The 23,641-nt window shown below is 65.1% G+C and carries 22 protein-coding genes and 1 pseudogene; 11 read left to right on the top strand and 12 right to left on the bottom strand.

Annotation, left to right across the window (positions count from 1 at the left end):
• Positions 1-295: 295 nt before the first annotated feature.
• Positions 296-1,246, top strand: coding sequence for a SphA family protein (locus AC07PT_RS28645; RefSeq protein WP_492350605.1), 951 nt, complete (start codon positions 296-298; stop codon positions 1,244-1,246).
• Here the strand turns inward: AC07PT_RS28645 and AC07PT_RS28640 are convergent, their stop codons facing one another.
• Positions 1,247-2,368 carry a helix-turn-helix transcriptional regulator gene (locus AC07PT_RS28640; protein ID WP_492362962.1) on the bottom strand — a complete coding sequence of 374 codons (1,122 nt, stop codon included), beginning with the start codon at positions 2,366-2,368 and terminating at the stop codon, positions 1,247-1,249.
• 303 nt (positions 2,369-2,671) lie between these two features.
• Here AC07PT_RS28640 and AC07PT_RS28635 point away from each other — a divergent pair, with 303 nt between their 5' ends.
• The 6 genes and pseudogenes from AC07PT_RS28635 (at position 2,672) to AC07PT_RS28610 (ending at position 11,115) form a co-directional block, all read left to right on the top strand.
• A complete protein-coding gene (locus AC07PT_RS28635; protein ID WP_494658933.1) occupies positions 2,672-4,420 on the top strand; it encodes an amidohydrolase in 1,749 nt (582 codons plus the stop codon).
• A 430-nt stretch (positions 4,421-4,850) separates the two neighbouring features.
• On the top strand, positions 4,851-6,047 hold the full coding sequence (locus AC07PT_RS28630) for an MFS transporter (RefSeq protein WP_494658932.1): 1,197 nt from the start codon (positions 4,851-4,853) through the stop codon (positions 6,045-6,047).
• A 70-nt stretch (positions 6,048-6,117) separates the two neighbouring features.
• Positions 6,118-7,230, top strand: a pseudogene (locus tag AC07PT_RS28625) (class II histone deacetylase).
• 179 nt (positions 7,231-7,409) lie between these two features.
• Complete coding sequence (locus AC07PT_RS28620) at positions 7,410-8,894, top strand: amidase (RefSeq protein ID WP_494658931.1); 1,485 nt, start codon at positions 7,410-7,412, stop codon at positions 8,892-8,894.
• A gap of 71 nt (positions 8,895-8,965) precedes the next feature.
• A complete protein-coding gene (locus AC07PT_RS28615; RefSeq protein ID WP_494658930.1) occupies positions 8,966-9,952 on the top strand; it encodes a Bug family tripartite tricarboxylate transporter substrate binding protein in 987 nt (328 codons plus the stop codon).
• Between the two features lie 137 nt (positions 9,953-10,089).
• Complete coding sequence (locus AC07PT_RS28610) at positions 10,090-11,115, top strand: helix-turn-helix domain-containing protein (RefSeq protein WP_494658929.1); 1,026 nt, start codon at positions 10,090-10,092, stop codon at positions 11,113-11,115.
• A 101-nt stretch (positions 11,116-11,216) separates the two neighbouring features.
• On the opposite strand, the gene AC07PT_RS28605 is transcribed toward AC07PT_RS28610, so the two are convergent.
• The 4 genes from AC07PT_RS28605 to AC07PT_RS28590 are packed head-to-tail and all read right to left on the bottom strand — an operon-like array spanning position 11,217 to position 13,970.
• Positions 11,217-12,110, bottom strand: a complete 894-nt coding sequence (locus AC07PT_RS28605) for a DMT family transporter (protein WP_494658928.1) — start codon at positions 12,108-12,110, stop codon at positions 11,217-11,219.
• A 14-nt stretch (positions 12,111-12,124) separates the two neighbouring features.
• The gene (locus AC07PT_RS28600) at positions 12,125-12,703 is read right to left on the bottom strand and encodes an SRPBCC family protein (protein ID WP_494658927.1); all 579 of its coding nucleotides are present in this window, start codon (positions 12,701-12,703) and stop codon (positions 12,125-12,127) included.
• A 5-nt stretch (positions 12,704-12,708) separates the two neighbouring features.
• On the bottom strand, positions 12,709-13,266 hold the full coding sequence (locus AC07PT_RS28595) for an NADPH-dependent FMN reductase (protein ID WP_492350613.1): 558 nt from the start codon (positions 13,264-13,266) through the stop codon (positions 12,709-12,711).
• Complete coding sequence (locus AC07PT_RS28590) at positions 13,263-13,970, bottom strand: TetR/AcrR family transcriptional regulator (RefSeq protein ID WP_494658926.1); 708 nt, start codon at positions 13,968-13,970, stop codon at positions 13,263-13,265. Before AC07PT_RS28590 ends, AC07PT_RS28595 begins: the two co-directional genes overlap by 4 nt.
• Before the next feature lie 137 nt (positions 13,971-14,107).
• Between AC07PT_RS28590 and AC07PT_RS28585 the strand changes: the two genes are divergently transcribed.
• The gene (locus AC07PT_RS28585; RefSeq protein WP_494658925.1) at positions 14,108-15,016 is read left to right on the top strand and encodes a LysR family transcriptional regulator; all 909 of its coding nucleotides are present in this window, start codon (positions 14,108-14,110) and stop codon (positions 15,014-15,016) included.
• Between the two features lie 46 nt (positions 15,017-15,062).
• Here the strand turns inward: AC07PT_RS28585 and AC07PT_RS28580 are convergent, their stop codons facing one another.
• On the bottom strand, positions 15,063-16,010 hold the full coding sequence (locus AC07PT_RS28580) for a LysR family transcriptional regulator (protein ID WP_494658924.1): 948 nt from the start codon (positions 16,008-16,010) through the stop codon (positions 15,063-15,065).
• 135 nt (positions 16,011-16,145) lie between these two features.
• On the opposite strand from AC07PT_RS28580, the gene AC07PT_RS28575 reads away from it, so the two are divergent.
• From AC07PT_RS28575 to AC07PT_RS28565, 3 genes are all read left to right on the top strand, one after another.
• Positions 16,146-17,651: a CoA-acylating methylmalonate-semialdehyde dehydrogenase gene (locus AC07PT_RS28575; protein WP_494658923.1), complete on the top strand. Its 1,506-nt coding sequence runs from the start codon at positions 16,146-16,148 to the stop codon at positions 17,649-17,651.
• Positions 17,652-17,687: 36 nt separating this feature from the next.
• Positions 17,688-18,548, top strand: a complete 861-nt coding sequence (locus AC07PT_RS28570) for a fumarylacetoacetate hydrolase family protein (protein WP_494658922.1) — start codon at positions 17,688-17,690, stop codon at positions 18,546-18,548.
• A gap of 115 nt (positions 18,549-18,663) precedes the next feature.
• Positions 18,664-19,617, top strand: a complete 954-nt coding sequence (locus AC07PT_RS28565; RefSeq protein WP_494658921.1) for a VOC family protein — start codon at positions 18,664-18,666, stop codon at positions 19,615-19,617.
• A 74-nt stretch (positions 19,618-19,691) separates the two neighbouring features.
• On the opposite strand, the gene AC07PT_RS28560 is transcribed toward AC07PT_RS28565, so the two are convergent.
• Genes AC07PT_RS28560 through AC07PT_RS28535 form a run of 6 tightly spaced genes read right to left on the bottom strand, consistent with a single transcriptional unit; the run spans position 19,692 to position 23,576 of the window.
• Positions 19,692-20,210, bottom strand: coding sequence for a c-type cytochrome (locus AC07PT_RS28560; protein ID WP_494658920.1), 519 nt, complete (start codon positions 20,208-20,210; stop codon positions 19,692-19,694).
• Positions 20,191-20,682, bottom strand: coding sequence for a c-type cytochrome (locus AC07PT_RS28555; protein ID WP_492350621.1), 492 nt, complete (start codon positions 20,680-20,682; stop codon positions 20,191-20,193). The genes AC07PT_RS28560 and AC07PT_RS28555 overlap by 20 nt, the downstream gene beginning before the upstream one ends.
• Entirely contained in the window at positions 20,683-21,231 is a 549-nt protein-coding gene (locus AC07PT_RS28550; RefSeq protein WP_492350622.1) for a methylamine dehydrogenase light chain, read from the bottom strand.
• Positions 21,228-21,833 carry a methylamine dehydrogenase accessory protein MauD gene (gene mauD / locus AC07PT_RS28545; RefSeq protein ID WP_494658934.1) on the bottom strand — a complete coding sequence of 202 codons (606 nt, stop codon included), beginning with the start codon at positions 21,831-21,833 and terminating at the stop codon, positions 21,228-21,230. The genes AC07PT_RS28550 and mauD overlap by 4 nt, the downstream gene beginning before the upstream one ends.
• A complete protein-coding gene (locus tag AC07PT_RS28540; protein ID WP_494658919.1) occupies positions 21,829-22,410 on the bottom strand; it encodes a MauE/DoxX family redox-associated membrane protein in 582 nt (193 codons plus the stop codon). The genes mauD and AC07PT_RS28540 overlap by 5 nt, the downstream gene beginning before the upstream one ends.
• Entirely contained in the window at positions 22,410-23,576 is a 1,167-nt protein-coding gene (locus tag AC07PT_RS28535) for an amine dehydrogenase large subunit (protein ID WP_492350624.1), read from the bottom strand. Before AC07PT_RS28535 ends, AC07PT_RS28540 begins: the two co-directional genes overlap by 1 nt.
• Positions 23,577-23,641 lie beyond the last annotated feature (65 nt).

Below are 23,641 nucleotides of genomic sequence, written 5' to 3'. Positions count from 1 at the left end.
GTGAGGCCCGATCACCTGGGGCTGACGGCGGGGGTGGTGAATGCGCAGGGGCAGCTGGTGCTGCTGTCCAAGCAGGGGCTGGTGAAAGAGGTGGCCAAGCCCTGAGCCCGGTGCACCGCGAGTGCGGCGCCCGCGTGGCGCCCGTGCCCGTTTCCTGTTCCTGTTCCTGTTCCTGTTCCTGTTCTTGAGCGCATTGGCTTCAGTGGCCAGGGGCTCTGTGGCCCATATGGGACATGCGCCGCAAGCGCCGATTTTTTACGCTGGGGGCTCACCCAATCAACCGTGAGTCACCCACATGATGAAGCTTCAGACCTCTCAACTGCCTGCCTGTGCCAACCGCTGCCTGATGGGCTTTGCTCTGGCCACGCTGGGCCTGCAGGCGGCCCACGCCGTTGAAAACGGCTCACCGATCACGCCCCCGGGCGTGTTCGATTTCGGGGCCGGCCTGCTGCCCCCGCCGACCGAGTTCGGCACCGTGGGCGTGCGCGCCGCGGCCACACGGGCCAGCGATCTGCGCGACAACGCAGGCCAGCGCGCCGCGGCCACACCTGACCTGAAGGTGAACAGCTATTCGATGGCCTACATCCGCATGACCGAGCACAGGGTGGGTGGCGCCCGCTATGGCTGGGGTGGCGTGTTGCCGGTGCTGGACATGTCGATGAACCTCAGTGTGCCCACCCCGGCCGGCCCCGTGGGCCTGTCGGGCAAGAACCAGGCTGTGGGCGATGTGCAGCTGATTCCGGTGATTTTGCAGTGGGTGCACAACCCCGGCCTGTTCAGCAACTTCCAGCTGGCCGCCCAGTTGCCCACCGGCTCCTACGACAAGAACCGCCTGATCAATGCGGGCACCAACCACGCCACCTTGTCACCCTCGTGGGCCTTCACCTGGATCCAGCCCGGGGGCTTCGAGGTGTCGTCGTGGTTTCAGCTCAACTTCAACCAGCGCAACAAAGACACCAACTACCGCTCGGGCACCGAGTACGAGCACGACTTTGCCGTGGGCCAGCACTTTGGCCCCTGGACAGCGGGCCTGGGGGGTTATCTGTACCAGCAGATCAGTGACGATGTGGCACCAGGCCTGAGCAACGGCAACCGCTCGCGAGCGCTGGCCCTGGGCCCGGCGCTGACCTACTTCCAGCCCGGTTCGGGCCTGCCTCTGGTGTCGATGCACCTTTACCGCGAAACCCAGGTGCGCAACCGCACCCAGGGCACCAGTGCCGCCATCCGCCTGGGCTGGAGCTTCTGATCAGCCCAGCACCTGGGCCGCGGCCGAGCTGAGCGCCACGCGCACCAGGTCGGCCTGGCGTGAGGTGCCTGTCTTGGCCAGCGCCATCTTCAGCTGGTTGCGTGCCGTGCCCAGGGCGATGCCGCGCTGGGTTGCGTGCAGCTCCACGGTATCGCCCTGTGCCAGGGCGGCCACCAGTCGGGCCTCGGCCAGGGTCAGCCCCAGCAGCTTGGCCCAGATGTCGGGCGGTACATCCACTAGGTCTTGCGCGCTGGTGATGGCCAGCATCACCGAGCGCGCGCCCTGGGGGGTGCCCTGTGCCTCGACCGAGCTGGCACGCAGGGCGATGTGCAGTGTGCTGTGCCCGTGGTCGATCACGGTGTAGTGCACCGAGCGGCCTTCGTCGCCTGCGGCGGCGGCGATGCCCTCATGCAGGCGGGCCGACAGGCCGGGGCCGGTGGCCCGCAGCAGGCCGCCACGGTTTGACAGGCCACGCTCGGCGCTGGTCAGCAACAGGGCGCTGTGGTTCATCCATTGCACCCTGCCTTGCTCATCGCAGGCGATCAAGGCACAGCGCAGCATGTCGGCGTGCTGCTGCTGGCGATGCATCTCGGTGCGAGCCGACAGCAGCTGCTGCCCCAGCTCGCAGGCCTGGCTCAGGTGAGGGGCCAAGGCGGCCAGCCGGTGTTCGCTGTGCCGGTCAAAGGTCTCGGGGTCGCCCCAGGGGCGGTGCAGGGCGATGCCGAGCAGACGGCCATCAGGCAGGGCCTGCAAGGCCCCCATGAACTCACCCAGGCCGATGCGGGCCAGATCGGCCTGCAAGGTGGCCCACCCGGGGTCGTGCCGGTCAAACAGTTCGTCGTCGCGCACCACCCGGTTCAGCCCGCGGTTGATGCGGTGCGTCTGCAGGCGCGGGTTGTGGTCACCGGTGACCTGGGGGCAGTCGACGGGGCTGTTGCGCTGGGTGCGCGAGTCGCTGACCTGCCAGCCCAGCCGCACGCCCTCGGTGCCCAGTTCGAAGGTTTGCACCACAGCCGAGCAGGCACCGGTCTCTGTGCACAACTGGTCCAGAGCCAGCGACCACTGAGCTGGTTGGGCCGCACAGGCGTAGAGCTGAAGCAGGAGTTCGTCTTTGTTGTTCATGGCCTTCGGGGCTTCAAAGTGGTGCGGGGCGTTGCTGGGTGGCGCGTGATCCCGTTCGGGGGGACTCCGCATTTCTCACAAGCACCGACTGTGCCGACCCGGCTCGCCATCGGCCATAGAGAGATTCACCAATGCTGCGGCCCCGGCGCGGTGCGGGGTGGATGAGACCGGGGTTGCTTTGCCGGGCGGCTTGTACCAATTGGTACATGACCGGGGCCGATGGGGCCGGTAGCCTGGGCTCTGTCAGTTCGTGGGCCAGGTTGCTGGCTTGCGGGCGGCATCAACCTTTTGCACGACACAGCCATGAACCGATCCCACATCAACTCCTTCCGCCGCCGCTGGCCTGCCTTGTGCGCCTGGCTGGCCGGTGCCACCACGCTGCTGGCCCATGCCGCGACCCCTACGCCACCGGCCGATCTGGTGGTGCGCCACGCGGCGGTCTACACCGTTGACGCCCGCATGCCCTGGACCGATGCCTTCGCGGTGCGCGATGGCCGCTATGTGGCCCTGGGCGAGCACGAGGTGCGCCGCCACATCGGGCCGCAGACCCGCGTGCTGGACCTGGCCGGTGCCATGGTGATGCCGGGCATCAACGACGTGCACATCCACCCTCTGGACGGTGGCTGGGAAGATCGCTTTGGCTGCAACTTCTCGCCCGCGGCCACGCTGGAGCAGGTGCTGGCTCGGGTGCGTGACTGCGCCGGCAAGGCCGGGCCCGGCGACTGGATCGTGGGTGCCGCCTTCAACGGCGGCCTGCTGGCCCAGATGTCCAGCACCCAGGCGTTGGCTCTGCTGGACCAGGCCAGCGGTGATCACCCGGTCATCCTGCGTGACGACAGCTTTCACAACCGCTGGGTGAACAGCGAGGTGCTGCGCCGTGCCCAGCTGGACGCCAGCAGTACGCCGCCGCCTGGTGGCTTTTTTGTGAAAGATGCGGGTGATGGCCGCTTGACGGGGCTGATGAAGGAGTTTCCGGCCTTCCACGCCATCGAGCAACTGATCCCACCGCGCACGCCCGAACGCCAGATGGAGGCCGCACGGGGCGCAGTGCACACGCTCAACACCCTGGGCATCACCGGCATCCAGGACGCCTTTGCCTACGAGAGCAGCCTGCGCCTGTGGGGGCAGCTCGACGCCCAGCGGGGGCTGAGCCTGCACTACGTGGGTTCGCTGCCGTTTCTGCCATCGCCCCAGGCCGGTGACCGCAGTGGCCTGGCGCTGGTGCAGGCCCGTGAATCCTTGCGCAGCCCGCACGTGGCCCCCGATTTCGCCAAACTGTTTCTCGACGGCGTGCCCCCGGCACGCACCTCGAACATGATCGAGCCCTACCTGCCCGATGCCGAGCATGGTGCTCACTACCACGGCCCCAGCACCTACACCACCGAGCAACTGGTGGACATGCTGGCCGAGCTGGATCGGCAGGGTGTGCCGGTCAAGATGCACGCGGTGGGCGATGGCGCGGTGCGCCAGGCGCTGGACGCCGTGGCCGAGGTGCGCCGGCGCAACGGCCCAAAGGGGCCGCGGCACCAGGTGGCCCATGCCTCGCTGGTGGCCGATGCCGACGTGGCACGCTTCAAGGCGCTGAACGTGGTGGTCGATGTGTCGCCGATGCTGTGGTTTCCCACCGGGCTCAACCTGGCCTCGGCAGCGGCCATCGGCCCTGAGCGTGCAGACCGCATCAACCCGATCCGCAAGCTCGTGCGTGCCGGGGCTTTGGTGGCGGGCGGTTCGGACTGGCCCGCCGGCCAGCCCACGCCCAACCCCTGGATCGGCATCGAAGGCATGGTGACCCGGCGCAATCCGCTGGGTGAGCTGCCAGGCCAACTGGGTGCCGACCAGGCCGTCGATTTGCCCACTGCACTTCGTGTCTACACCCTCAACAGCGCGCAGGCCATGGGCCTCGGCGCGGTAACCGGTTCAATCGCAGCGGGCAAGTCGGCCGACTTCATTGTGCTCGACCGCCACCTGTTCAAGGTACCGATCACGCAGGTGCACCAGACCCAGGTGAAGCAGGTCTTCTTCGAGGGGCGCGAGCTGTCGCTGCAGCCCTGAGAGGGGGGGCACTGGAGGGCGGGGGCTTGCCCATCCGGTGCAACCCTGCCAAGGGGCAGGCGATTCGCGCTCGGATGCAGTGGGGTGCTGCGTGCTCTGAGCGTCGACAGTACCAACTTTCGTTACCAACGCGCTGACTGCTTCAAAAGCCCCTCTCCCCTTGGCCGGGCCTTGCCGGTGGTTCTGTGGCTTGCTGGCACCTAGGCCAGTGGTGACTCGCATCACATACTGAATGTGCGCAGGTCGATCTGTTTCGGTCGGCCTGTCTGCGAGAACCTGACGTCGGAGGGACCGCCAGCATGAACGTTGCCAAACCACCAGACAGCCTGCACGCGATGCATCGGCGACCTGCTGCGAACCACAGCAAGGCGGGGCAGCGGCGTTGCTCCGGTGAAGGGGATCCTCGACCGCGCTCTGGCGCTTGGGCAGCATGGTGACTGGCGACGGCAACCAAGCAGGGCGCCAGGCCTTGGGCCTGCCGTTTTCTCGCCTCATGGCCATCATCTTGTTTGCGGCGCTCGCGCCCAGCGTGCTCCTGATGGCCCCTGCCATTGCGGGGCAATTGATGCACCAATGGTCTTTCAGCACCGGGCAGGTCGGGCAACTTTTTTCGGCGGAGCTGGCGGCCATGAGCCTGGCAAGTTTGCCGGCGTTCTGGTGGCAATCACGTCTTGATTGGCGTCGGGTGGGCATCGCAGCCGTCCTGGTGTTTGTCGTTGCCAACCTGGCCTCGGTCTGGGCCGATGGGTATGCCTGGCTGCTGGCCTGCCGGGCAATCAGTGCATTGGGCGGCGGCACCTTGATGGTGCTGTGCATGGCCTGCGCGGCAGACAGTCCGCAGCGCGACAGGGTTTATGGCCTTTGGGTGGCCGGTCAATTGGTGCTGGGTGCCCTGGGCCTGTGGGTTCTGCCCGTCTTGTTCGCACGCTTTGGACTGAGCGCCCTGTACATCGGCCAAGGTCTGCTGATGGTGCTGTTTCTTCCCTTGGCGCGGGCCTTTCCACAACGACTGATGTCTTCATCGCAGCGACGCTCTGCGGTGTGGTCTCCTGCGGCGCGTTGGGCGGCAGGCCTGGGCATCGTTGCGGTCTTGCTTTTCTACGTAGGCCTCAGTGGTGTCTGGACCTTCATGGGCACTGTTGCCGAGAGAGCGGGCATGGCGGCACACAACGCAGCAGCGGTGTTGGCGCTGGCATCTTTGATGGGCATCGCAGGCTCGGTCATGGCCACTTTGATCGGCTCACGCTGGCCGCGTCGGCTGCTGCTGATCACGGGCTACTTGGCGATGGCGACATCGGTGCTGTTGTTGCTTGATCACCCTGGCACCGCGCGTTATGCGACTGCAGCGTTGTTGTTCAAGTTCACCTGGACTTTCGTGCTGCCGTACTTGCTTGCCGCCCTGTCGGATCGGGATCGTGGGGGTCAGTTGATGAGCATGGTGAACTTGACCATTGGTGGTGGCCTGGCTCTGGGGCCCGCCATCGCTGGGCCTTTGATGGAGAGCCGAAGCGGCTTGACCGCGATGCTGACCCTGAGCACGGGGTGCCTCGTTGTCTCGCTGGTCTTGGTGTTGCTCACCTTGCCAAAAGGCCGTGTTGCGCCTGGCTTTGGCCACGACAAGCCCTGACTCACGCGGTTAACCAGGCTGCTGGCATCAGATTGCCGACTGTTTTATTTCAGCCAACCCGGAGATGGAGATGACTCGCAAGACTGGATTTTTTTCTGATGAACTCTGCTTTTGGCACAGTGGTGGCGTTCACGCGTTGACGTTGCCGGTGGGGGGCTGGGTTCAGCCACCGTCAGGTGCGGGCTTTGCGGAGTCACCAGACAGCAAGCGCCGATTCAAGAGCCTGCTGGAGGTCAGCGGCCTGAGTCGCCATCTGCTGTAGCGCAGTGCCGATCCCGCCGGCGAGGAAGACCTTTTGCGTGTGCATACACCGCGTTATCTGAAGCGCTTCAAGGCGCTCAGCGATGTCGGCGGGGGTGAGTTGGGCGATCACGCGCCGATTGGTCCCGGTAGTTATGAGATCGCCTGCTTGTCCGCAGGCTTGGCCATGGCGGCCATTGAGGCTGTGTTGGCGGGGGAGGTCGACAACGCCTACGCTCTTTCACGTCCGCCAGGTCACCATTGCCTGGCCGACGCCCCCATGGGCTTCTGTTTTCTGGCCAATATCGCCATCGCCATTGAGGCCGCCAAGGCGCGAAGGCCATTGGGCAAGGTGGCGGTCATCGACTGGGACGTGCATCACGGCAACGGCACCCAATCCATTTTTGAGTCGCGATCCGATGTGTTGACTCTTTCGCTTCATCAGGACGGCTGCTTTCCGCCCGGCTATGGAGGCGTGGCCGATCGAGGTATCGGACCAGGACGTGGGGCCAATTTCAACTTACCGCTTCCGGCGGGCAGCGGGCATGATGTCTATATCCAGGCGATGGATGAGATCGTGGTGCCGGCCATCACGGCCTTTGAGCCCGAGTTGATCGTTGTGGCCTGCGGTTTCGATGCCAATGCGGTTGACCCTTTGGCTCGCATGCAGTTGCACAGCGACTCGTTTCGGGCCATGGCCGCCCGCGTGCGCCATCTTGCCGAGCGGGTGTGTGGAGGTCGTTTGGTTCTGGTCCATGAAGGGGGCTACGCCGAGTCTTACGTGCCTTTCTGCGGTCTGGCAGTGATCGAGGAGCTGACTGGCCGGCGCACAGTGGTCATTGACCCACTGCTTGAATTCGTCAAAGCGCAGCAGCCCAGTGGCGCATTTGCCGCGTTTTTGCACAGCCATGTCATGCAACTCAAGAGTCAGTTGCTGGCCTGATACAGATGGCCGAATGGGATTTTCCATCCGGTGCAACCCTGATTCGTTTTTGCGCAAATTGGATAACGGTCTCGGGCGGGCGTCCCTAGCATGGGGTGATCTTGCTGCCGGCTGGCGGGCCTGTCCAGGGCCGGTCGCGGCTGGCAGCGCTGGCCTCTTTGCTGAACGGACCCCTCCCGATGACCCGCCCCCTGGAATCCGCTGCGCCCGCGAGCGTGGCTTTGCCTGACATCCTGGCCACCGACGCCCTCACGCTGTCGCGCCGCATCCGTTCGCGTGAGGTATCGTGCCACGAGCTGATGCAGACCACCCTGGCGCATCTGGACGCACTGAACCCCCGCTTCAATGCGGTGGTCTCTCGCATCGAGCCTGAGCTGGCCTTGCGCCAGGCGCGCGACAAGGATCACCTGCTTGATCAGGGGCAATGGCAGGGTTGGATGCACGGCTTTCCGCAGGCCCCCAAAGATTTGACCGCCACCGCCGGGCTGCCCACCACTTTCGGCAGCCCGGCCCTCGCGGGCAACATGACCACGCACGACAGCGTGGTGGTGGAGCGCCTGCGGCGCGACGGCGCCATTCTGATCGGCAAGACCAACACGCCCGAGTTCGGGCTGGGGTCGCACACCTACAACCCGCTGCATGGCGTGACCGGCAATGCCTACGACCCCACGCGCAGCGCCGGCGGCAGCAGCGGTGGCACGGCGGTGGCGCTGGCCTTGCACCTGCTGCCCGTGGCCGACGGCAGCGACATGATGGGTTCGCTGCGCAATCCCGCGGCCTGGAACAACGTCTATGGCCTGCGCCCCGGCTTTGGCCGGGTGCCCATGGCGCCTGCGGCCGATGTGTTTTACCAACAGCTGGGCACCGAAGGGCCGATGGCCCGCAACCCGCAAGACCTGGCCTGGCTGTTGTCCACCCTGGCTGGGCCCGACAAGCGAGCGCCCCTGTCGCTGGCGGACGATCCGCTGCAGTTCCGGCAAGCGCTGCAGGCCGATCTGCGCGGGCGCCGTATCGGCTGGTTGGGGGATTTCGGGGGCTACCTGCCCATTGAGCCCGCGTTGCTGGCGGCCAACCGGGCCGCGTTGGCGCACTTCGACACGCTGGGCTGCCCGGTGGAGGAGGTGGCGCCGTTCTTCCCGATGGAGCGCCTGTGGCGCAGCTGGTGCGTGTTGCGGCAGCTGATCCTGGCGGGCCACCTGGGCGGTCTGTATGGCAACCCCACCACGCGTGATCTGCTCAAGCCCGAGGCGCGCTGGGAGTTTGAGCAATCCCAGGGCCTGGATGCCGCCACCATCGCCCAGGCCATGGCCACGCGCACCGAGTGGTACGCCGCCGTGATGAAGCTGTTCGAGCGCTACGACCATCTTGTACTGCCCGCTGCCCAGTTGCCCCCATTCGAAGCCCAGTGGCATTGGCCCGACCGGGTGGCCGGGCGTGCCATGGACACCTACCACCGCTGGATGGAGGTGGTGATCGGCCCCACTCTGGCGGGCGTGCCCACCGCGGGTGTGCCGGCTGGCTTTGGCCCGGACGGCCTGCCGCAAGGCCTGCAGATCATGGCCCGGCCCCAGGCCGAGCTGGCCTTGCTGCAGCTGTGCGATGGCTGGTACCAGGCCACGCCCTGGCGTCATCACTTGCCACCGGTGCTGCGCCGCGTCGCCTGATCAGCCGCACCTCATTGGATAGATAGACCCCTCACCTCACCCTAGCTGCTCATCTGAAAGGACCCCTCTCCATGAACCCCGCCTCTGCTTTCCTGCCCCGCCGTCAATGGCTGCTGGGCTGTGCTGCCACCCTGGCCAGTGGCGCCACCTGGGCCGACGGCCGGGTGGTCAGCCTGATCGTTCCCTACCCGGCCGGCGGCGGCTCCGACATCGTGGCCCGTCAGTTGCAACCCGAGCTGGGCAGACGCCTGGGCGAGACGGTGATCGTCGAGAACCTGGCCGGCGCCGCGGGTGCCATCGGCACCCAGCGCGTGGTCAGTGCGGCAGGTGATGGCCACACCTTGCTGGCGGGCTCGCCGATGGAAATCATGCTCACCCCGCTGGGCATGGCGGCTGCCCGCTACAAGCCCGAAGACCTGCAGCCGGTGGGCCAGTTTGCGGTCACCAACATGGTGCTGCTGGTGCGCAGCAACCTGGGCGTGAACAACGTGGACGAGTTGCTGCAGATGGCCCGCAAGCCGGGCGCCAAAGAGCTGAGCTACGGCAGCATCGGGCCTGGATCGCTGTACCACCTGTTGGGTGAACGCTTCACGCAGTTGGCCCGCCTCAAAACACTGCATGTGCCCTATAAGGGCATGGCGCCCTTGGTGCAGGATTTGATCTCGGGCCAATTCGACATTGCCTTTGTGCCGCTGGCGGGCAACATCCCCGATGTGATTGAGTCGGGCCGTGTCAAGGCACTGGCCCTGGCCGCTGCCCAGCGGCACACCAAGCTGGCCAGCGTGCCGCTGATGAAAGACGTGAAAGGCTTTGAAGACTTTGTCTATGGCCTGTGGAGCGGCGTACAGGTGCCGCGCAGCACGCCCGAGCCCCTGCAGCAGAAGCTGCACCAGATCTGCAACGAGATCCTGGCCGTGCCTGAGGTGCGCCGCACCATCGAGGCCGGTGGCAGCAGCGTGGCCCCGCCGATGGAGCTGGCAGCGCTGCGTGCCAGCTATGCCGCCGACATCGAAAAATACCGGGCCATCGCCAAGGCCATCAACTTGCAGCCGCAGTAGGGGCATGGCCTGTGTGCGGGCCCCGATCTTGCATGTGTCCAGTCTTGACACGTTCTTAATCGGGTGAGGTGCACCTTTGCACCTGATCGGTGTTGCAACCGATGGCGTCCCGGCCCCGAAGTTCTGATACTGCATCGATGGTCACCCGCAACTTGCCCCAGGCCCACGTGCCGCCCGAGCTCTGTTACCAGCGCGCTCACACCCACGATGCGCAAGCTCAGGCGGCCAGCCTGAGCTCGTGGCAGCAGCATTACGAGCAACTCAGCGCGGGCCCCTTCGAAGGCTTGCTGGAGGATTTGCGCTTTGACCAGTTGCAGGTGTTTCGCGAAACCATCAACCAGTCGGTGCTGCAAGACGGTAGCGCGCGCAGCGGTCATGTCACGGTGGGCTTGGCCGCCTTCGATGGGGGCCGCGCCAGTTTTTGTGGGCACCAGATCGATCCCGACACCCCCGTTGGCATCCAGTCGGATGTGCCCTTTCAGCTGGTCACCGCGCCGCGCATGGCGCTGGTTGGCATCAGCATTCCCTTGTCTGCATTGCAGACCCTGGCAGCCAGGGTAGATGGCCCTGACCACGTGGCTGCGGCCTGGCAGGGGCCACGCACCTGTGTGCTGCGTGCACTGGGCCCGCGTCGGCAAGAGCTGCAGCGGCTCACGGCCTCGGCCCTTGCCCTGGGCCAACAGGCCTCGGCCCTGCTGTCCCAGGCAGAGGCCCGTCGCACACTGGGCCTGGCCCTGGCCGATGCGGTGCTGCAGTGTTTTCGCCCCGAGCATGTGGTGACCGATCTGCCCACCTGTGCCAGTTCGCGCCAGCGCATCGTGCGCCTGGCCCGCGAGTACATGCAGGCCCATGCCGAGTCGGTGATCACCGTGCCCGATCTGTGCGAGGCCGCCCACACGTCGCGGCGGGCGCTGCAATATGCTTTTGAAGACCTGCTGCAGGTCAGCCCCATCACCTACCTGCGGTGCATGCGGCTCAATCGAGTCCGGCGTGACCTGTTGCGCCAGGCGGCTCGGTGCCAACGGGCTGGCGAAGGCATGGGCGTGGGTGACGCGGCGGCCCGCTGGGGCTTTTGGCACCTGTCGCGCTTTGCCGCCGAGTACCGGCAGCTTTTTGGCGAATTGCCTTCGGCCACGCTGGGGCAGGGCCACACCAAAAGTTGAGGGGCTCGATGTCTGTGTATCCGACGCATGAATCATTGGGTGCAATTTTGGGTGCAGCTGTTCGCCGGATCGGGGCCGAGAATGTTGTCGTCCCAATCCCGTCATCGCTGCGGGCTTGACTCTGCCGCCTGAGGCTGGCGCTGGCTCAGCGTGATTCCGATCACGGCCAGCACCGCACCCAGCAACTGCAAGCCGCTGGGGTAGCGGTGGTTCAAGGCGCCGTCCACCAGTGCTGCCACCACGGGGAGCAGCAGCATGAAAGGCGTGGTGTGCTGGGGCCCGATCCAGCTCAAGGCCTGAAACCAGAGTGCAAACGGCAAGGCCGTCAGCAACAAGCCAACACCCAGCAGCGCCAGCACTTGCTGCCCCTCCAGTCGATTGGGCCATTGCCCCGAGATGACGCACAAGCCCAACAGCAGCGCGCCCGCAAACAGCAATTCTTGCGAGGTGGTGCGGATCCCTTCCTGCAAGGAGCGGGTGTTGGCGGCTCGAACCACGCCGGCGCTGCTCAGGCACAGGCTGCTGATCAGGGCCGCGCACACGCCGAGCGCGTTCACCTGTTGTGCCTGAAACATCACCATCAAGGCGAGGCCGGCAGCACCGAGAAAAGCGCTGGCGGCCAACCAGGGGCGAGGGCGGATGCCGGCGATACACCACAGGAGGGCAATCGTCCATCGAGGACCCAGCGTCTGCAGCGCCGCAGCCAGGCCGCCCGGCAGCGTGAACAAGGATGTGAAATGGAAGGCAAAGAAGCCGGCGATCAAGCTGCCAGTCAAGACTTGATGCAGGCCAAAACGCGCGCTCTGGACATCGCCCGGGCGCGCGCGTGCCAGGAGCAGCAAGGCCACGCCAGCCAGGAGCGCCCGCACGCCGCCATCGAACAAGGGCAGGGCAGGCAGATAGGCGGACGATACCGAATACGTGAAGCCCCAGAGGCAGGCGGCCAGCGCAGCAAACACCTGAGCCAGAAGCCGCTGCCTTGAACGGAGGTGCATGCAGGCGAATGGGATCAGTGCGGCTTGGCCGCCATGGCAGCAAGCAAGCGGGTGAAATTGTCGGCCGTCTGCTGGCGCAGGGCGTGACCGGCGATGCCTGCCAGGTTGGCATTGAGCAGTTGCACTTTGAGGCGGTAGCGGATGTTCAGGCCCTTGGGGGCATCGATCAACTCGGTCTCGCTGTCACTGCTGCGCACGTCGGGTGACTCGCTATGCGACAAGATGCGTCGTTCTGGCTCAAGCGTCACCTGCTTGCGCGTGTCGAATGCCTTGCTCAGCAGGCCGAAACTGGCCTTTCCCCTTTGGTGGACCTGCAACACCAGGCCGTCACGTGACACCACCTCGCTGAGCGACAAGCTGGGCAGGATCTCGGCCATGTGCTCGAAGTCGGTCAACACCTTCCAGGCCTGCTCGTGCGCGGCCAGGGTGTGCACCTCCAGGCTGATTTCAATAAGTTCATCACGCACCTGGATGGCGATCGCCTCGGGCAGCAGTGGGGGCGGCGCCTCGGCCTTGCACGGGCCGATGATGAGCATGAGCAGTCCGAGTGCGCCCGACAGGTGGCCAGGCAGTCGGGCGGTCAACCTTGCCACGGCGTTCAAACCTTCGGAGACACGCGCGCCGCCAGTGCCTGCAAGGCTTTGAGCAGATCGGAGATGAAGCCTGCCGTGACAGCATCGGTCAGTTCGCCGTCTGCATTGAACTTGTTGCCGCAGTGACCAATCAGCACTTCGGGTTTGTTGACCGTGAAGCTGTTCAGGAACACCAGCACCTGGCGCAGGTGGTATTGCATCCGGCCCGTGCCCACGGGGCCCGGTGCTGCGCCCATGATGGCCACCGGCTTTCCGTCAAAGGGTTGCATGGGGGGGCGTGAGACCCAGTCGAGGGCGTTCTTCAACACACCGGGGATCGAGAAGTTGTACTCGGGGCTGGCAATCAGCACCGCGTCGGCGGCCTGGATCTGTTGCTTGAGGTGGGTCACGGCGGCGGGCTCACCCTGCTCGCGCAGGTCGTCGTTGTACATGGGGATCTGAGACAGGTCGGCAAACTCGAAGACCATGTCGGCCGGGGCCAGCGCCTGGGCTGCCCGCAAGGCCAGGGTGTTGACGGATGCCTTGCGAAGGCTGCCCGAGATGGCCAAAACTTTGAAGCTCATGTGGATTCCTGTGAGGGTTGGATAAGTGAGGTGGAGGCGGGCTGACAGCCCTGGATGAACAGCGAAACCGCTTGATCCAGATGTTCGGTGAGCTGCCTGGTGCTGAGTGGGCGGCCCAGGGTCGCCAACAAAACCGGGCTGGAGACCAGCAGATCGTGAAAGTGCCGGGCGGCCGTGTTCAGCCCCGCGTCATTCAGTGACAGGCGGGGGCCTAGAAAGCGCGCGATGGCGGCTTGGGTGGTTTTCGGGCCGGCATCGAACCAGCTTTGGGCCAGGCGAGGAAAGCGGCCCGATTCGGCCAGCACCAGGCGCTGGAAGGCAATGTGTCTGGGCTGCACCAGTTGCCGCAGCAGGGCCCGACCCAGCTTGTGCAGGCCGTCCGCCAAATTTGCCTGGGCCAGATCGAGGGCATTGAACTCGCGCAGGAACTCTTTGCAAAGGGCTTCGATGGCGGCCACGAACAACCCTTCCTTGTCGCCGAACTGCCGGTACACATTGGTCTTGGAGCCACCACACTGCTTGACGATTTCATCAACGCTCACGCCCGCGTACCCATGTTCCAGAAACAGCGTCGTTGCCGTGCTCAGCAATTGTTCCCCCCGTTGTACCCCCCGGTAGGTGGTCCTGCGGACGGCTGTAGTTTTGACGGTTGCGGGGCTGGGGGCTGATTCGGCGTTCATGGCAATGCGAGGGGGGATTTGCATATTTTTGTGTCGATACGATACCATGTCGTATCAAAACAGAAAAGGCAGAGACCTAAAAATGAGTGCTGGACACACGATGTCGTCCAGCACTCAGAAGGGCTTGCTGCAGGAGACCCGGTGTGGATCAGTTGTTGTCAATGAAGATGTTTTGCCGCATTGCCGAGCTGGGCTCGTTCAAGGCGGCGGCGCTGGACCTCGGCTTGTCGGTGGTCAAGGCCAGCCGCCTGATCGGTGATTTGGAGTCGCAACTCAATCAGCGCCTGCTTCAGCGCACCACGCGCGCGGTCAGCCTGACGGCCTTGGGTGGCCAGTATTACGAGCGCTGCAAACCCGCGCTGGACCAGTTGGATGAAGCCGCGGAGCTGATCACGTCGCAAGAAGGGCCGGTGCAAGGTCGGGTCAAGGTGGTGCTGGGCTTTGCCGAGGCCGTGCCCTTGCTGAGTCAGCGCCTGTTTGAATTGCAGCAGCTGCATCCTGCGCTGGAGATCGAGTTGCGATTTGAGGAGCGCGTGATCAACCTGGGCGCCGAGGGCATCGATTTGGCGGTGCTCCCAGAGCCCTTCATCCAGTCAGAGAATGTCGTGGCCCGTTACCTGATGCGATCGCAGATGGTGTTGTGCGCGGCCCCGAACTACCTGGCCCGCGCAGACCGCCTGGGTGGGCCGCAAGATCTGGCGTCCCACGCCTGCATCGGCTTCAACCATGGGCCCATGACCCGACGCTGGGCCTTGTTTCACCACGGCAAACGGGTTGAGGTGCCGGTGCGATGTGTTTTTGCGTCCAATCACCTGCAATTGATCACCGATGCCTGCCGCCGTGGTCAGGGGGTGGCGCTGCTGCTGGAGACCCAGGTGCGTGAGGCCCTGGACAGTGGCCAGCTGATACAGGTGTTGCCAGAGTGGACCGGGCACGAGATCGAGTACTTTGTGGTCTACCAAAGCCGCAAGCTGATGCCGCGTGCCGTCCGCCTCGTGCTCGATGAGGTCTTGGCCTTGTACCCTGCAGCCCCGCATGCATCGCCATCGCTGAACCTCGAGACCATATAAGTTCATCGGTGCCTGCAGCGCAGGGTCGGCCGTCGTTGGCCGCTGCTCAGCGGCGAGGACGTGGATGCCCCGTGAGGTCCGCAGTCGAGGACTCCCTCATCAACTGGTTGGCGTGCCGTGAGGTGACCTCGCGCAAAAAATCCCACAAGGCCCGGACCCGGGCCAACTCACGGCGCTCTCTGGGCGCGACCATCCAGAAGGTTCGGGTGATGTCGATCTTTCTGGGCAGGATGGGCACCAGTTCGGGGGCCGTGTCGCCGAGAAAGCAAGGCAGCACGGCCATGCCCAGGCCGGATCGCACGGCCTGGAATTGCGCGATCACACTGGTGCTTCTCAAGAACGGGCGCACCTCTGGCAGCCATTTCTGCAGACTGAATTGTTGCTCGGTGAAGATGAGGTCATCGACGTAATCAATCCAGCGCTGGTCTGCCAGATCTTCGACAGACTTGATCGGGGCTCGCCGCCGCAAATAATCTGGTGTGGCGTAGGGCAGCAATCGATAGTCAGTCAGTCGACTGGTCACAAAGCTGTCGGCTGTGGGGCGCTCGATCGTGACCGAGGCGTCTGCCTCGCGTTTGGACAGATTGATGTTGCGCGGCATGGGCAGCAGGTCCACCGTGATGCCGGGGTGCTGCGTGCAGAACTGCGCCAGGTGCGGGGCCAGAAAAAAGCTGCCAAAGGCTTCGGTGGCGCCAAGTCGTATCTCGCCCGTCAACACCTGGCTGTCGCCAAAGACATCCGACTGCATGGCACTGAACGTGCCCTCCAACGCTTGGACATGTTCCAGCAGGCGTTGCCCGGCCGTGGTCAGCCGGTGCCCTTGCGGACTTCGGTCAAAGAGCTTGGCCCCCATGTCTTTTTCGAGCCGGTACAGGCGCCTTGAGACCGTGGACTGATCCAGTTCCAAGGCCTGGGAGGCCTCCAGCGCGGACTCAGCCCGCGCCACACCAAGAAAAACCCTGAAATCGTCCCAGTTGTATGGCTTGCTGGTCATCGCTCGCTTTCGTTATGCATTGGTGCATAACTAGATTGATTTTGGCGCATATCGTAATGCAAAAACATAAATCAGAATCGCCAGCCATTCACTTCTCCATTCACTTCTCCATTCATCTGCTCAGCAAGGATCGTCATGACCCAGCACATTGGCCACTTCATCAACGGGACCGTCGAGGCCGGCATCAGCCATCGGTCTGGCCCGGTGTTCAACCCCTCGACCGGTGAGGAAATTGCCCGCTGTGCCTTTGCCGACAGCGCCACCCTGGACCGGGCCGTCGCCCATGCGCAGGACGCGGGCCGGCGATGGGCACAGGCCTCGCAAAGCGCTCGGCTGGCGGTGATTTTCAAATTGCGTGAACTGGTGCTGGCCCATGCCGATGAGTTCGCCCAGGTGATTGGGCTGGAGCATGGCAAGACCCTGGCCGATGCGGCTGGCGAGGTCAGCCGGGCGATCGAGGCCATCGAGTTCGCCACCAACGCGCCGCAGGTGTCCAAGGGCGAGTTCTCGCGCAATGTGGGCGGGGACATCGACGTGTTCTCTCTGCGGGTGCCGATCGGCGTGGTGGCCTGCATCACGCCGTTCAACTTTCCGATCATGGTGCCGGCCATGATGATGACGATGGCCATCGCGCTGGGCAACGGCGTGGTCTGGAAGCCTTCTGAGAAAGTGCCCAGTGCTTCGCTGGTATTTGCCCGCCTGTGGAAAGAGGCCGGCTTGCCCGATGGGGTGCTGAATATCGCGCAGGGCGACAAAGAGGTGGTCGACGGCCTGCTGGCCCATCCAGGGATTGCCGGGGTCAGCTTTGTCGGCTCGACGGGCGTTGGAGAGTACGTCTATCAAAAAGGCACCTCGCACAACAAACGGGTTGCCGCCTTCACCGGTGGCAAGAACCACATGGTGGTGATGCCGGACGCCGATCTGGAGGCCGCGGCCAGTGCCTTTGTCTCAGCGGGTTTTGGTTCGGCCAGCCAGCGCTGCATGGCCGTGTCTCTGCTCTTGCCCGTGGGCGAGGAAACGGCCCAGCGCTTGCGCGAACGGGTGGTGGCACGGATCAAGGCGCTCAAAGTGGGGCCCTACAACGATCCGAGGGCCGACTTTGGTGCGGTGGTCTCAGCGGAGTCCCGATCAGCGGTCGAGCGTGCCGTGGCGGAATGTGTTGCTGCGGGCGGTGAGCTGGTGCTGGATGGGCGCGGCATTCAGATCCCAGGCCATGAAGGCGGCTTTTATGTGGGCCCCACCCTGATCGATGGTGTCACCACCGACATGCGCTTTTACCAGGAGGAGGTGTTCGGCCCGGCGCGCGGCATCATGCGCACGGCCACCCTGGACGAAGCCATCGCCATCACCAATGCCCACGAGTATGGCAATGGCTCGGTCATCTTCACCCGCGACGGCAAGTCGGCGCACCGTTTCATGACCGAAGTCGAGTCCGGAATGATCGGGGTCAACGTGCCCGTGCCCCTGCCGACGGCGTACTTCAATTTCGGTGGCCTGCGGCGCTCCAAGTTTGGTGAATCGCACATGTATGGCCCCGATGCCGCGCGCTTCTACACCAAGATCAAGACCGTCTCCCAACGTTGGCCGGAACCCGCGCCGCGCCCGGCGGCGGTTTCGCTGGCCTTCGACGCCAGCGCCTGATTCCCCCCCCCCCACCCATCACTCCCGGAGACTTCCATGAAACTGATCGCTTATCGCCCCCTGTCTGCTGCCCTCGATGCACCCGCCTTGATCGGCGTGGTGGCAGGGGATTCGGTCATCCCCTTGACCAGCCTTGAGGCCTTCTACCAAAACACGGCTGAGTGGCGTCGCAAAGCCGCCAGCGCCACGGGCCAGGCGCTGGCCATGAGCGACATTCAAGTGGCCGTGCCCGTGCCACCCACCGCGAAGATCATCTGCGCTGCGATCAACTACGTGGCCCACGGGGCCGAATCCAAGTTGCCCACGCCGAAGTTCCCCAACCTCTTCGCGCGCTGGGCCTCGACCTTGGCGCCGACGGGGACCCCTGTGGTCGTGCCTGCCACCGAGCCCGATGGCCTGGATTGGGAGGTCGAGTTGGCCGCCATTGTGGGCACGACGCTGCATGAGGCCAATGCAGAGCAAGCCGCCAACGGGGTGCTGGGTTACACCTCTTTCAACGACATCAGCGGTCGCGCATCGCAGATCCAGAGCATGACCCTGAGCACCGGGCAGTGGGCGATTGGTAAAAATCTCGACAACAGTGGCGCCGTGGGTTCTGTGATCACCACCTGCGATGCCTACGACCCGCGGGGCAAGCGACTGACCACCAAGGTCAATGGCACGCTCATGCAGGACGGCACGACAGCCGACATGGTCTTCGATGTGCCCACCTTGATCCAGTTCATCACCCAGACCATCACCCTTCAGCCTGGCGACTTGATCGCGACAGGCACGCCTGCAGGCGTTGGCTTTGGACGCAATCCTCGAATCTACGCACCAGCGGGCTCGGTGATCGAAGTCGAAATCGAGGGGCTGGGTGCCGTGATCACCCCCATCGTTGAACGGACCGCCCGCTGAACCCCCACCCCCAGTTGTGCGGCGGTTCTCGGACACAAGAACAAGACGCCCCCACGGGTCAGATCGTTGCCCGCTCGATCGGCATCCGTCCGCACACCCTGACCGGAGACATCAAATGATCAAAGTACGCGACATCAAGTATGTGGTTTTCGGGGTGGCCAAGCCCCTGGCGACCCGGGATTTCATGCAGGAGTTTGGCCTGGTGCCGGTGGACTGGCCCGATGCGGATCAAGCGGTCTACCTGCGAGGCGCGCTGTCCAGCCCCTACATCTATGTCGGAGAGGTGTCTGACACCCCGGCCATGAAGGCCATCGGGATCGAGGTTGAAAGCCTGCAGGATCTGGTCCAGGCATCACTCATTGACGGCGCCTCTGAGGTCCATGCGCTTCAGCGCCCCGGCGGCGGGCACTGCGTCGATGTAACGCTGCCCGGCGGCATCCGCCTGGAGCTGGTGCATGGCATCGCCCCTGTCGATGAGCTGCCGGTTCGGCCGCCGATGACCTTGAACGAGGGTTTGCGCAAATCGCGCTACAACCAGCCTCAAAGGCCGCTCCGACAGGCCCCTCAGGTGTTGCGCCTGGGGCACGTCGCGCTGTGTGTGCCCGATCCTGTCGTGGCAAAGGATTGGGCGGTTCGCCACCTGGGCATGATCGTGTCAGACGAGATGCTGGTGCCGGGCAGCCAGGATCAGTACATCGGCTTCTTCATGCGATGGAATCATGGTGCGCAACCCACGGATCACCACTCCTTGCTGATTGCAGCAGCGGACCGGCCCCTGGTTCACCACATCTCCTTCGAGCTGCAAGACATGGACGCCGTCTTCATGGGGCACGAGTGGTTGAAACAGCAAGGGCACAGCCCGCATTGGGGTGTGGGCCGCCATGTCCTGGGCAGCCAGGTGTTTGACTACTGGTGGGATCCCGATGGCTTTCGCGTGGAGCACTACTCGGACGGCGACCTCTACGATGCCACCGTGCCTGCTTCTACCGTTGAAGGCACCCACGAGCAACTCTGGACTTGGGGCCCTCACGTGCCGGATACCTTCTTCAGTCAGACACGTCACGGGTAGGCTGTGCCGGCGACCTCGTCGGCAGCGTTGAGAGGTGTTGTCGAGGCTTCTGGCCTGGGCCACGTGCATGAACACTACCTCGCGGCACTGTCTGAGGAGTCCATCCCATACCCCATCCTCCGCAACGCCTCCACCACACCAGCCCTTTCACGCGCCACGTCGCTGGGCCGGTGGCTGCGCAGTTGGCGCACCTCGGCTTCGGAGTAGGGTGGGGTGTCGGGGGGCAGGCTGTCGCCGGCCCATTGGCCCAGCATCCAGTTCATCAGCTCGGCCACCTGGCGGTCGTTGAGAGGGGTGTTCATCACGCCCGGCACTTGCACGATCAGGGCGCGGCCCTCGGGCAGGCGCAGAAAATGCCCCAGCACCCCTTTCATGTTGGGGATGCCGCGATGCGGCATGCCGCTGCCGTCGTCCAGGTGGCAGCCCATGCAGTGCAGTCGGTAGTTGAGCGCCGGGCTGCCTGCTGATAAAGGCTGTGCGGCCGGGGCGGGCACGGTGGTCAGCAAGGTTGCGGCACCCAGCAGCAGGGCCCCCAGCCCACGGACGCTGCGTTGGGCTGGGCTTGTGGGCCGCTCAGGGGGCCAGAGCCGCATCACGTTGCGCTCTCAAGGCCTTGGGGGTCACTGTGCTGGCACGGGCCTGGGCCAGGTCAGCAGCCGTGAAGGCCGGTACGGTTGTGTGGCCTGCCAGGTCGCGCATCACATGGGTCAGCGCTGCGGCCATTTCTTCGTCAGACAACTGGGTCTGGGCTGGCATCACGCTGTTGTAGGTCTGCCCTTCCGACACGATGCGACCTTGCAGGCCATGGGTGAGCACCAGCGCCAGGTATTGGCGCATGGCGGGCTGCCCGGCCCGGGCCGCCACCGCGCCGACCAGTGACGGGGCCAGGCCCGGCGCGCCCACGGCCCCGGCCTGATGGCAGGCCACGCAGACCTGCTGAAAGACCGCCTGCCCGTCGGCGGCCTGGGCCCCCGTCATCAGGGTGCCGGCCAGCAGGGCCGCAGCGAGTGGCCCATGAAGCCCATGGAACCTATCAAACCCACGAAGGTGGGGCAAGCAGCGCATTCAGTCCTCCTTCTCGGCCACGCCGACGATGATCGAGGTGGTGCAGTGAAAGGCCGAGCTGTCGTTGGCCATGCACCAGTTGATGTCGTTGTGCAGGCCCATGCGGTAGCCTGGGCGTTCACCGATGTTGGTGTTGCACATGCAGCGCCCGCAAGCCCCCCGGCCACAGCAATCGTTGTAGCTGATCAGGTAGTCTTTGCCGTCGGCCGGGTTGTGACAGGTGCCTACCCAGGCCACCTTGCTGGGCGTGGTGCCCGGCGGGCAACTGGTGGCGCTGCCACCGCAGCATGAGCACAGAAAGCCGTCTACCCCGCAGTAGCGCCAGTAGTCGCAGTCGGTTTCGGTGGGGGGGCCTTTGCGCTTGCTGGCGGCGTTGTGTTCGGCCGCCAGGGCCTGGCTGCTGCGATCAAAGGGCAGTACGGGCAGGGTGAATGCGCTGGCCACCAGCACTTTGCTGACGCGCACCAAGGCACTGCGCCTGGAGGTGTGGCTGGCCAGTTGGCGGCTGCGCCGCTCTGCCAGGCGATCAAACCAGTCGAGCAGGTTCATGTGGCCTCCTTGTGCACCAGTTTCTGGTCAATGAAATTCTGCACCGACGCCACCTTGAGGTCGCTGGCGGTGAACAGGCTGTCGAGTTGTTCGCGGCTGTTGACCAGGCCTTTGGCGCGCAACACGCCCTGGCCGTCGATCAACACCGCGTAGGGCAGCTTGGCGATGCGCAGGGTCATGCCGAGTTCGTGCGACAGCACGTAGGGGAAGTGACCCAGGCCCGCCTTCTGGCGGAACACCTCGTGTTCGGGTTGCTCGCCATCCGAAGCCAGCACCACGCGCAGCCAGGGCGCCTCGTCGCGGCGGATGCGCTCGACGATGGGCAGCAGCTTTTTGCACACCGGGCAGGTGGGCGACAGGAAGAACAGCAGGGTGCTGTGCGTTGCGGGGGCCCCCAGCTCAAGGGTGCCGCCGCCCAGTTGGGGCAGGCTGAGCCGAGGCGCGGGCGAACCCACGGCCGGGCCCGAGTCCATCATCAGGGCGCCCATGGGCGCGATGCGTTCGTACAGAATGCCCACCTGCCGCGACAGGGCCAGCACCACCACCACCAGGGCGATCACGGCGCACCAGGCGAGCACGTTGGAGATGATCAGGGTTTCAATCATGGTTGTTCCTCAATTCGGAAAGACGGGGTTGGTTGCTCAGCAGTTGGTTGGTGACGGCATACAGGCCGGTGGCGAACAGGGCAGCCGCACAGGCAGCCAGGCCGTCGGGCCAGCCCACTGCGCGGGGGGCCAGTGGCGCCAGCGCGGCCAGGCCCAGCCCCAGCAGGGCGGCGTTGCGCCAAAGCAGCGCGGCCGACAGCCGCAGGCCGTTGTGGGCGTCCTGGCCTGCTCCGCCGCAGCCACAGTCGATGTCGCGCCCGCTGCGCAAGGCCAGGGCCACCGCGCTGCTGGCCAGGGCCAACACGCCCAAGGCCAGTGCTGCCCCCAGGGGCCGGGTAGAGACTGGCAGCAACAGCAGGCCGGCGGCCGCTTCGCTCAGGGCCAACGCATGCGCCACCGGGCTGACCAGGGCCGGGGGCAGCAGGCCATAGGCCTCGGTGGCCATCGCGAAGGCGGACAGATCACGCAGCTTGCCCAAGGCGCCAAACAGCAACACCAGGGCCAGGCTGGCCGCGGCGGCGTGCGACAGCACCGGATCGAGCCAGGGCAGGGTAGCGTTGAGGGGGGCGAACATCACTGCACCTCCAGGTAGACCGGGGTTTCGCCCAGCGCATCGAGGCGCCCCAGCGTGGTGCTGCGCTGGGTGCTGGTGCTGCGCGGGTCAAGTGCCAGCAGGTGGTTGCCCGCACCATCGAGCACAAACAGCCGGGGTGTGGCCGCTGGGCTGAAGACCATGGACACCGCGTTGTGCCCGGGCCAGCGCGCCACGCGCGCCTGCCGTTCCAGATCGAACACCCAGATCTGCTGCGCCGGGTTCTTGTGCGAGCCATCTGACGCCTTGGCATGCATGCCCACGAACAGGCGCTGACGTTCGGGGTCGATGGCAAAAAGTTGCATGCCGCCAGGGCGCCAGCGGGCTTTTTGCTCGGCCGGACTCAGCAGCGACCATGCCGGCAGCGCCTGCACACCCTCGGGCTGCAGCTGCAGGCGGTGCACTTGCCCACCATAGGTCACGAAGTACAAGGTGTTGCCTACGCGCTCGTAATGGATGAACACCGGGTCGGCGTCGGCATCAAAAAAGGCCACCGGGGCGCTGCGCGGGCGAGCCTGGCCGGCTTCGTCGAGCTCGATGGTGGCCAAGGTGCCATCGCCGCACACGGTGGAGAAGCGGTTGGGCTGCGCAGGCCAGGGGATCACGCCCCAGCAGCCTGGTGTGGGCACCTCGGAGGCCAGCTTGCGCCCCTGCAGATCGACCACACTCACGCTGCTGGCCGGGGTGGCGTTCTGCACCAGCAGCCAACGGCCATCGGCGCTGGGGGCCAGGGTGGCGCGGATGTTCATGGCCTGGGCATGCTTGGGCGGGATCTCAATCTCGTGCCGGAAGGTCAGATCGTCGGTGCCGTAGACCTCCACCACATCGCTGCGCTGGCCTCGGTACAGGCGCGGGTAGTAGGTACTGGCCACATACAGCTCGCGGCGGTCGGGTGACAGAGCCACCTGGCCGGCAAAGCCGGTACTCATGACGCTGAGGTAGCGCATGCGCTGGCCATCGATCACGTGCAGCCGGCCGTCGGCAATATGGCTCAGGGCCAGGTCAGCCAGGTAGACGCGGTGGGTGGCGTCGGGGTCAAGCTTGGCGAGGGTCTGCCGTTCGTTCGGCAGATCCGTCGCCAGGGCGCCTGCTGCCAGGCAGGCGAGCAGGCAGCCCGCACCCAGGCGGGCCAGACGGGAAGGTTTCATGTGCAGACCGGTCCTTTCTTCAGGGCCTCAGACCAAAGGGCTGGGGCAGGCTCAGAAGATAGGTC

This window comes from Curvibacter sp. GW821-FHT09D12, assembly GCF_059416245.1.
The sequence above is the reverse complement of the archived record's forward strand: the minus strand, read 5'-3'. Positions and strand labels throughout refer to the sequence as shown.

Excerpts from the sequence above, each read along its gene's own strand:
- AC07PT_RS28565 (WP_494658921.1), top strand. The coding sequence starts at position 18,664 with ATGATCAAAGTACGCGACATCAAGTATGTGGTTTTCGGGGTGGCCAAG.
- AC07PT_RS28580 (WP_494658924.1), bottom strand. The coding sequence starts at position 16,010 with ATGACCAGCAAGCCATACAACTGGGACGATTTCAGGGTTTTTCTTGGT.
- AC07PT_RS28555 (WP_492350621.1), bottom strand. The coding sequence starts at position 20,682 with ATGCGCTGCTTGCCCCACCTTCGTGGGTTTGATAGGTTCCATGGGCTT.
- AC07PT_RS28620 (WP_494658931.1), top strand. The coding sequence starts at position 7,410 with ATGACCCGCCCCCTGGAATCCGCTGCGCCCGCGAGCGTGGCTTTGCCT.
- AC07PT_RS28610 (WP_494658929.1), top strand. The coding sequence starts at position 10,090 with ATGGTCACCCGCAACTTGCCCCAGGCCCACGTGCCGCCCGAGCTCTGT.
- AC07PT_RS28615 (WP_494658930.1), top strand. The coding sequence starts at position 8,966 with ATGAACCCCGCCTCTGCTTTCCTGCCCCGCCGTCAATGGCTGCTGGGC.
- AC07PT_RS28595 (WP_492350613.1), bottom strand. The coding sequence starts at position 13,266 with ATGAGCTTCAAAGTTTTGGCCATCTCGGGCAGCCTTCGCAAGGCATCC.
- AC07PT_RS28560 (WP_494658920.1), bottom strand. The coding sequence starts at position 20,210 with ATGCGGCTCTGGCCCCCTGAGCGGCCCACAAGCCCAGCCCAACGCAGC.
- AC07PT_RS28630 (WP_494658932.1), top strand. The coding sequence starts at position 4,851 with ATGGTGACTGGCGACGGCAACCAAGCAGGGCGCCAGGCCTTGGGCCTG.
- AC07PT_RS28575 (WP_494658923.1), top strand. The coding sequence starts at position 16,146 with ATGACCCAGCACATTGGCCACTTCATCAACGGGACCGTCGAGGCCGGC.
- AC07PT_RS28570 (WP_494658922.1), top strand. The coding sequence starts at position 17,688 with ATGAAACTGATCGCTTATCGCCCCCTGTCTGCTGCCCTCGATGCACCC.
- AC07PT_RS28605 (WP_494658928.1), bottom strand. The coding sequence starts at position 12,110 with ATGCACCTCCGTTCAAGGCAGCGGCTTCTGGCTCAGGTGTTTGCTGCG.
- AC07PT_RS28540 (WP_494658919.1), bottom strand. The coding sequence starts at position 22,410 with ATGTTCGCCCCCCTCAACGCTACCCTGCCCTGGCTCGATCCGGTGCTG.
- AC07PT_RS28535 (WP_492350624.1), bottom strand. The coding sequence starts at position 23,576 with ATGAAACCTTCCCGTCTGGCCCGCCTGGGTGCGGGCTGCCTGCTCGCC.
- AC07PT_RS28640 (WP_492362962.1), bottom strand. The coding sequence starts at position 2,368 with ATGAACAACAAAGACGAACTCCTGCTTCAGCTCTACGCCTGTGCGGCC.
- AC07PT_RS28635 (WP_494658933.1), top strand. The coding sequence starts at position 2,672 with ATGAACCGATCCCACATCAACTCCTTCCGCCGCCGCTGGCCTGCCTTG.
- AC07PT_RS28550 (WP_492350622.1), bottom strand. The coding sequence starts at position 21,231 with ATGAACCTGCTCGACTGGTTTGATCGCCTGGCAGAGCGGCGCAGCCGC.
- AC07PT_RS28590 (WP_494658926.1), bottom strand. The coding sequence starts at position 13,970 with ATGCAAATCCCCCCTCGCATTGCCATGAACGCCGAATCAGCCCCCAGC.
- AC07PT_RS28645 (WP_492350605.1), top strand. The coding sequence starts at position 296 with ATGATGAAGCTTCAGACCTCTCAACTGCCTGCCTGTGCCAACCGCTGC.
- AC07PT_RS28585 (WP_494658925.1), top strand. The coding sequence starts at position 14,108 with ATGAAGATGTTTTGCCGCATTGCCGAGCTGGGCTCGTTCAAGGCGGCG.